Raw genomic sequence first — 6,741 nt, 5'->3', positions numbered from 1 at the left:
GACCAGCTCTTCAAGGGGGTTCTATACGCTGGACTTATTTGCAGTGAAGAAGGCCCCAGGGTGCTGGAGTACAATGTCCGCTTCGGTGATCCCGAATGTCAGCCTTTGCTTATGCGCCTGGACTCGGATCTTCTGGAGGTGATCATGGCCTGCGTACACGGCAGGGCAGCTGAAAGAAATCTGCAGATAAAAGATGAGGCCAGCGTATGTGTTGTCCTTTCAGCGGGTGGGTACCCGGGCAAGTATACCAAGGGGCATGAAATAACCGGTATTGAAGAGGCTGAAACGGATCCCTTAGTCAAGGTTTTTCATGCTGGTACAGCATATAAAGAAGGGCGTCTGGTCACTAATGGAGGCCGGGTGCTGGGAGTAACAGCTCTGGGTTCGGAACTAAGAGATGCCATTGAGCGCTGTTACCGGGCCGTGGAGAAGATATCCTTTGAGGGCTTGTACTACCGCCGGGATATAGGCCAGAAGGGACTGTAATTGATTTGTTACCCTGTGGCAGAGTAATTCTCCTGGCTGCCGGGTTTTTTGAGCAGCCACACCAAAAGATACACCAGCGGGGTATCCAGGAAGGCTATGATGAGTTTGACCGCCATCTGGCCCAGGATCAGGGGCAGTACGGGCATGACCCCCAGAAAGGCTATACAGATGAAGATGGTGCTGTCCAGGAGCTGGGATACTGCGGTGGAGAGATTGTTTCTAAGCCACAGGTGCCTGCCGCGAAATGTCTTTTTCCAGAAATGAAAAGCCCAGACATCGTGGTACTGGCTGACAATGTATGCAGCCAGAGAGGCCAGGATGATTCTGGGAGCAGCCCCCAGGACCTCTTCAAAGGCCTGGCCCCCTTCCCAGAAAGGGGCGGCGGGCCAGGCCAGGGCCAGGTGTATAAGGCCCAGGCAGACCACCAGGGCTGCAAAGCCTCCGGCCACCACCTGCCTGGCCGTGTTTTTCCCCCAGATTTCGCTTATGACATCCGAGGCCACAAAGGTCAGGCAGTAGGCCAGGATGCCCGCCGGGACCACAATGGGACCCACGCTGATTATCTTGGAAGAAATGACCGCGGCTATTACCAGGCTGCCGGCAAAGATGCAGGCCAGGCAGATAAGGGCCGGACTGACACGTTCCTGCACTATATATCCCGGGCCGCCTCTTCCACGTCCCGGGCCATCTTTTCCCGGGCCTGCCTGATTTTACCGGCCAGGGCGTCATCCTCCAGGGCCAGGATCTGGGCGGCCATCCAGGCTGCATTTCTGGCACCGGCCTTGTCCAGGGCAACCGTGGCCACTGGAAAGCCCGGAGGCATTTGCACTGTGGCCAGCAGAGAGTCCCAGCCGCTCAAGCTGGATGCAGCCAGGGGGATGCCGATAACCGGCCTGATGGTCTGGGCGGCCACGGCCCCGGCCAGGTGAGCAGCCATTCCAGCGGCGCAGATAAAGACCCTGCAGCCCTTGGACTCCATCTCCTGCACCAGTTCCTTGGTGCGCACCGGAGTGCGATGAGCCGAGGAAATGGTCATAAAGTGCTCGATTTCCAGGTCGCTTAGAATCTTGGCGCAGGGTTTGACCAGGTCCAGATCGGACTTGCTTCCCATAAAGATTGCTACTTTGGGCATGTTTTGTACTCCTGATTGATGGTTTTTTATACCTATTCACCACCTGTTATAGCTGGACAATCCAGCCATAAACTTGCAGATTTATGGTTAATATTACATCTTTTAAACTATTTTCCTTCTTCCCTCTTGTCCACCACCCGGGTGGCCTTGCCCTGGGACTGGGGCAGGGTATTGTGCTCCACCAGGTCTATTTTGGGGCTGATGAGTATTTCCTCTCTCAAGAGCCCGGCTATCTTGTTCTGAATCTGCTGCAGACGGCGCATGTCCTCCACAAAAAACTCATCTCTTATTTCCACCTTGACCCGCATCTGGTCCATGTGACCCTGGCGCTCAAGCTGGATGATATAGTTCTGTCCCACTTCGGGAATGGACATAAGTATTTTTTCCACCTGCATGGGGTAGATGTTTACCCCCTTGATGACGATCATGTCGTCGGATCGGCCGGTGATCCGATCTATACGCCTGTGGCTGCGCCCGCAAGGACATTCTCCGGGTATAAAACGGGTCAGGTCCCGGGTGCGGTAGCGCAGGATGGGCATTCCTTCCCGGGTAAGTGTGGTCAGGACCAGCTCCCCGGTCTGGCCCTCGGGAACAGGCTCCAGGGTTTCGGGGTCGATTATTTCCGCCACATACGCATCCTCCCACAGGTGCATGCCGGTCTGATACTCGCACTCGAAGGCAACTCCGGGGCCGTTCATCTCGGAAAGACCATAGGAGTTGTAAGCCTTTACCCCGTAAATTTCCTGGATTCTGCTCCTTATTTCCTCGCTGTGGGGCTCGGCCCCGATGAGCATGATGCGCAGGTGCATGGAGCGCGGATCCACACCCTGGTCGTCAAAAACCGAGCCCAGGTGCAGGGCGTATGATGGAATAATATGGGCCACGCTTACCTTGTAGTCCCCGAGCATCTTGATCTGGCGCTTGCTGTTCCCTACGCCGGCGGGGATGGTCAGGCAGCCCAGCCTCTCTGCACCGTAATGTATGCCCAGCCCCCCGGTGAAAAGCCCGTATCCGCTCATGTTCTGGAAGACGTCGCTGGAGCGGACCCCGGCGCAGTGCATGGATCTGGCCACCAGGTCGGCCCAGACATTGAGGTCGTTCTGGGTGTGCAGAATTACTGTGGGAGACCCGGTGGTTCCGGAAGAGGCGTGCAGGCGGACCATTTTTTCCTTGGGCATGGCCAGAAAACCGAAAGGGTATTGTTCCCGCAGGTCTTCTTTGGTGGTGAACGGCAGCCTGGCTATATCTGCGTGGGAATTTATATCCGGGACTTTCACGTTGGCCCGGGCAAGGCTGTTGCGGTAGAAATTGGAGGCAGTGGCCTGGTGAACCGTATTCTTAAGCCTTATGGCCTGCAGGTTTTCGATTTCATTTCTGTCAAGGACTTCGTGCCTGTCAAAGACTTGCATACATCTCCCCGGTTTCTGATGGTTGTTGATGGTGCCGGCATGCCTGCTTGGGGCATGTGGCTGACATTACAGGAAAAAACTTGGTTCATGGCTAAAAAAGGTCAAAGATTCTGAGCTTCTTCTTCGGAAGGGGCCGGGACATGGGTCAGGTTTTCAAAGGCGGTAAAGCGGTCCAGGTATGAAAGTTCCACGGTTCCCACTGGACCGTTTCTCTGTTTGCCGATGATGACCTCGGCAACGTCCCTGCGCGGGTTGTCCTCCTTGGGATTATATACACCGTCGCGATACAGAAACAAAATGACATCCGCATCCTGTTCGATCGCTCCGGATTCGCGCAGGTCGGAAAGAACAGGGCGTTTGTTGGTCCTGTCCTCGACTTTGCGGTTCAGCTGGGACAGGGCTACCACTGGTACGTTCAGCTCCTTGGCCAGAGCTTTAAGCGACCTGGATATCTCGGATATTTCCTGTTCCCTGGAGTCGATGAATCTGCCCGCCCGCATAAGCTGCAGGTAATCCACCACCACCTGGTCCAGGCCTTTTTCAGATTTGAGCCTGCGGCTTCTGGCCCGCATCTCCATGGAAGACAAAGCAGGAGTGTCATCGATATATATGGGAGCCCTGGAAAGGGCCTGGGCGGCTTGATGCAGCCTGGTCCAGTCCTCGTCGTTTAAAAATCCGGTCCGAAGGTTTTTCAGGTCCACCTTACCCCAGGAGCAGAGCATGCGCATCATGAGCTGCTCCATGGACATCTCCAGGGAGAATACGGCTGTTTTTACCCCGTGAGCCACGGCCGAGCGCATGGCCATATTCAGGGCGAAGGCGGTTTTGCCCATGCTGGGCCTGCCGGCGCAGATAATAAGGTCAGTTGGTTGAAAGCCGGCGGTTATTTCGTCCAGCTTGTGATATCCGGTGGACACCCCGGTGACCAGTTCCTTGCGCTCTACCCTTTGCTCCAGAAGCTTAAAGACATCTTCCACCAGGTCCTTGGTGGATCTGAAAACCGGCTTGGTTTTGGCTTCACTGATGGCGAATATGCTTTGCTCTGAGGTGTCCAGGAGATCGCTTATTTCGCTGGCCGGCTCGAAGCTCTGGGCGATAATGTTGGTTGCGGCCTGTATCAGGTGCCTGCGAACAGACTTTTCCTTAACTATCTGGGCATAAAAATGTACGTTGGCCGAGGCAGCCACGGCCTCGGTGAGTGAGGCCAGATATACGGCTCCGCCGATGCTTTCCAGTTGGGAGGTTTTTTCCAGCTCCTCGTGAACGGTGACCAGGTCCACAGGAGTATTGCGGCGGTAAAGTTCCAGGAAGGTCCTGAAGACTATGCGGTGGGCCGGGGAGTAGAAGTCCTCCTCGCTGAGAACGTCCACCAGGGTATGCAGGACCTCGTTGGATAAAAAAACCCCGCCCAGAACCGCCTGTTCGGCCTCCAGGTTCTGGGGGGGCATTCTTTTTACCAGGTCCGCGGATACTGTTCCCAGGGACTGGCTCAGGTCCTGGCCGGATCTTTTGGAGGCATCTTTGCCTTTAAAGGATCTGCCGGAACCGGAATGAGCGCTGCCTTCAGGATTCTTCCCCTGACTGCCCGGTGACTTGTTCGCTGTCATGTCTTACAACACTGACCTTTACATTGGCCTGGATGTCATGGTGGAGTTTGACCCCGATTTCGTATTCCCCGAGGCTTCTGATGGGGTTGTCCAGTACTATTTTGCGTTTGTCGATATCAATGCCCTGCTGGGCAAGGGCATCGGCAATCATGGCCGTGGTAACCGAACCGTAAAGCTTGTCGTGTTCGCCCACGCGCACGGGTATAACCACATCGGCCTCCTCCAGCTTTTCTCCCAGACTCTGGGCTTCGCGGCGGATGGCATCCATTTTTTCCTGCAGGCGTTTTCTTTCCTGCTCAAAGATATTCAGGTTGGCCTTGGTGGCCGGGTAGGCCAGTCTTTGAGGGATTAAATAATTGCGGGCATATCCTGGCTTGACCCTGACCACGTCGCCCAGTCGGCCCAGGTTGTCCACGTCTGCTCTTAATATCAGCTGCATTTTTGATTACTCCTAAGTTGTCTTTTTCCTGACGTCGGTGCTGTGAGTTGCAGTGTAATACAGCAGTGCCATCTGTCTGGCCTTTTTGATTTCAGTGGTGAGAGCCCTCTGGTGCTTGGCGCAGTTGCCGGTGATCCTGCGGGCTATGATTTTGCCCCGGTCGGTAACGAAGTCCTTGAGCATATCCACGTTCTTGTAGTCCAGGATGTTTTCCTTGGAAGCGCAGAAACGGCAGAACTTTTTCCGGGGGGCGAATTTCCTGTATACCATGTTTATTCTTCCTCCTGAGCCTTTTCCTGTTCCTGGGGCAGTTTAACCGTCAAAAACTTAAAAACTCCGTCTGCAATACGGATGTTGCGCTCGAATTCCGAGACCTGGGCAGCCGGGAGGGAATACTCCATGCGGATGTATCGGCCGCGGTTCTGTTTTTTGACGGGATAAGCCAGGGTTTTCAGTCCCCAGTCGTCATTCTTGATGACCTGGCCGCCGTTTTTCTCCAGTACGCCGGAGAATTTCTCCAGCAGTGCATTGCTTCCGTCTGAACCCAGCTCCGGGTTCAGCAGCAAAAGCGTTTCATACCTTGCCTGCATCAGTGTAACTCCTTTTGGTCATTGGCCCTCATTTAAGAGAGCAAGGTTTAATGGTTGGTGATTCTTGCCGGAACAAACACACCAAACTATTTGCAGGCTCAAGTCATGTCAAGTCCAAAAATCGGTCCAGTTCAGCCATGAACTCCGGAATCAGGTCTTTTCCCCTGACTTTACGCACAATCTCGCCCTTTCTAAATATCATGCCGCAATCCCGGCCGCCGGCCAGGCCTATATCTGCCTCCCTGGCCTCACCTGGACCATTGACCACGCAGCCCATAACAGCCACTGTAAATACCTTGTCCACATCTCTTAGCCTGTCTTCCACCGCCTGGGCCAGGGCCGGAAGATCTATTTCTGTCCGCCCGCAGGTGGGGCAGGATATGATTTCCGGTCCCCTCTGCCTGAGTCCCAGGGAACGTAGGATTTCCCAGGCTACGGTCATTTCCTGCACCGGGCTGCCGGTCAAAGATACGCGCAGGGTGTCGCCAAGTCCCAGGTGCAGGAGAATACCCAGGCCCACACCGGATTTGGCAGCTCCGCGCAGGGGGGTGCCGGCCTCGGTTATTCCTATGTGCAGGGGGTAGTCGCGTTCATCAGCCATGAGGCTGTAGGCCTTAATGGTATCCGGTACAGAGGAGGACTTGAGGGATACCTTGATAAGTTCAAAGCCCTGCTCCTCCAGGAGGCGGACATGACCCATGGCGCTTTCCACCATGGCCTCGGGTACAGGACCGCCGTACTTATCCAGCAGCTTTTTTTCCACAGAACCGCTGTTGACTCCTATGCGGATGGGCACGCCGCGTTTTCCGGCCTCCTGCACCACCCTGGACACCTTGCCTGGACCTCCTATATTGCCGGGATTCAGGCGCAGTCCATCCATCCCGGCCTCCAGTGATTTGAGCGCCAGGCGGTGATCGAAATGAATGTCCGCGATCAGGGGGACAGGAGACCTGCTTTTGATTTCGGGCAGGCTAAGCGCCGATTCCATGTCCGGAACAGCCAGGCGGACCAGTTCACAGCCGGCCCGGACCAGGCTGTTTATCTGGTTCAGTGTGGCCTGCACATCCCGGGTGGGAGT

General features: G+C 55.3%; 9 protein-coding genes. 1 reads left to right on the top strand and 8 read right to left on the bottom strand.

Features of this window, described 5'->3' with window-relative positions; genetic code table 11:
• On the top strand, nt 1-486 hold a 486-nt coding region (locus D5S03_RS01765), incomplete at its 5' end, for a phosphoribosylamine--glycine ligase (RefSeq protein ID WP_287042508.1).
• Nucleotides 487-494: 8 nt separating this feature from the next.
• Here D5S03_RS01765 and D5S03_RS01760 read toward each other — a convergent pair.
• The 8 genes from D5S03_RS01760 to ispG all read right to left on the bottom strand — a co-directional run.
• A complete protein-coding gene (locus tag D5S03_RS01760) occupies nt 495-1,136 on the bottom strand; it encodes a queuosine precursor transporter (RefSeq protein ID WP_287042507.1) in 642 nt (213 codons plus the stop codon).
• On the bottom strand, nt 1,136-1,618 hold the full coding sequence (gene purE, locus D5S03_RS01755) for a 5-(carboxyamino)imidazole ribonucleotide mutase (RefSeq protein ID WP_008870881.1): 483 nt from the start codon (nt 1,616-1,618) through the stop codon (nt 1,136-1,138). Before purE ends, D5S03_RS01760 begins: the two co-directional genes overlap by 1 nt.
• 107 nt (nt 1,619-1,725) lie before the next feature.
• A complete protein-coding gene (locus D5S03_RS01750; RefSeq protein ID WP_287042506.1) occupies nt 1,726-3,027 on the bottom strand; it encodes a phenylacetate--CoA ligase family protein in 1,302 nt (433 codons plus the stop codon).
• Nucleotides 3,028-3,128: 101 nt separating this feature from the next.
• A complete protein-coding gene (dnaB, locus tag D5S03_RS01745; RefSeq protein ID WP_287042505.1) occupies nt 3,129-4,634 on the bottom strand; it encodes a replicative DNA helicase in 1,506 nt (501 codons plus the stop codon).
• Nucleotides 4,591-5,073, bottom strand: coding sequence for a 50S ribosomal protein L9 (rplI, locus tag D5S03_RS01740; RefSeq protein ID WP_287042504.1), 483 nt, complete (start codon nt 5,071-5,073; stop codon nt 4,591-4,593). Before rplI ends, dnaB begins: the two co-directional genes overlap by 44 nt.
• Nucleotides 5,074-5,085: 12 nt before the next feature.
• Entirely contained in the window at nt 5,086-5,343 is a 258-nt protein-coding gene (gene rpsR, locus D5S03_RS01735; protein WP_287042503.1) for a 30S ribosomal protein S18, read from the bottom strand.
• Between the two features lie 2 nt (nt 5,344-5,345).
• Nucleotides 5,346-5,663, bottom strand: coding sequence for a 30S ribosomal protein S6 (gene rpsF / locus D5S03_RS01730; RefSeq protein ID WP_287042502.1), 318 nt, complete (start codon nt 5,661-5,663; stop codon nt 5,346-5,348).
• A 103-nt stretch (nt 5,664-5,766) separates the two neighbouring features.
• The coding region (gene ispG, locus D5S03_RS01725) for a flavodoxin-dependent (E)-4-hydroxy-3-methylbut-2-enyl-diphosphate synthase (RefSeq protein WP_287042501.1) at nt 5,767-6,741 on the bottom strand (975 nt) is incomplete at its 5' end.

The sequence above is a fragment of the Desulfonatronospira sp. MSAO_Bac3 genome (assembly GCF_003838035.1).
GTDB lineage: Bacteria > Desulfobacterota > Desulfovibrionia > Desulfovibrionales > Desulfonatronovibrionaceae > Desulfonatronospira > Desulfonatronospira thiodismutans.
This window is presented reverse-complemented; position numbering and strand designations above follow the sequence as displayed.

Bases quoted from the DNA above. Each gene is read 5' to 3' on its own strand.
- D5S03_RS01750 (WP_287042506.1), bottom strand. From the start codon at position 3,027: ATGCAAGTCTTTGACAGGCACGAAGTCCTTGACAGAAATGAAATCGAA.
- rpsR (WP_287042503.1), bottom strand. From the start codon at position 5,343: ATGGTATACAGGAAATTCGCCCCCCGGAAAAAGTTCTGCCGTTTCTGC.
- purE (WP_008870881.1), bottom strand. From the start codon at position 1,618: ATGCCCAAAGTAGCAATCTTTATGGGAAGCAAGTCCGATCTGGACCTG.
- dnaB (WP_287042505.1), bottom strand. From the start codon at position 4,634: ATGACAGCGAACAAGTCACCGGGCAGTCAGGGGAAGAATCCTGAAGGC.
- rpsF (WP_287042502.1), bottom strand. From the start codon at position 5,663: ATGCAGGCAAGGTATGAAACGCTTTTGCTGCTGAACCCGGAGCTGGGT.
- rplI (WP_287042504.1), bottom strand. From the start codon at position 5,073: ATGCAGCTGATATTAAGAGCAGACGTGGACAACCTGGGCCGACTGGGC.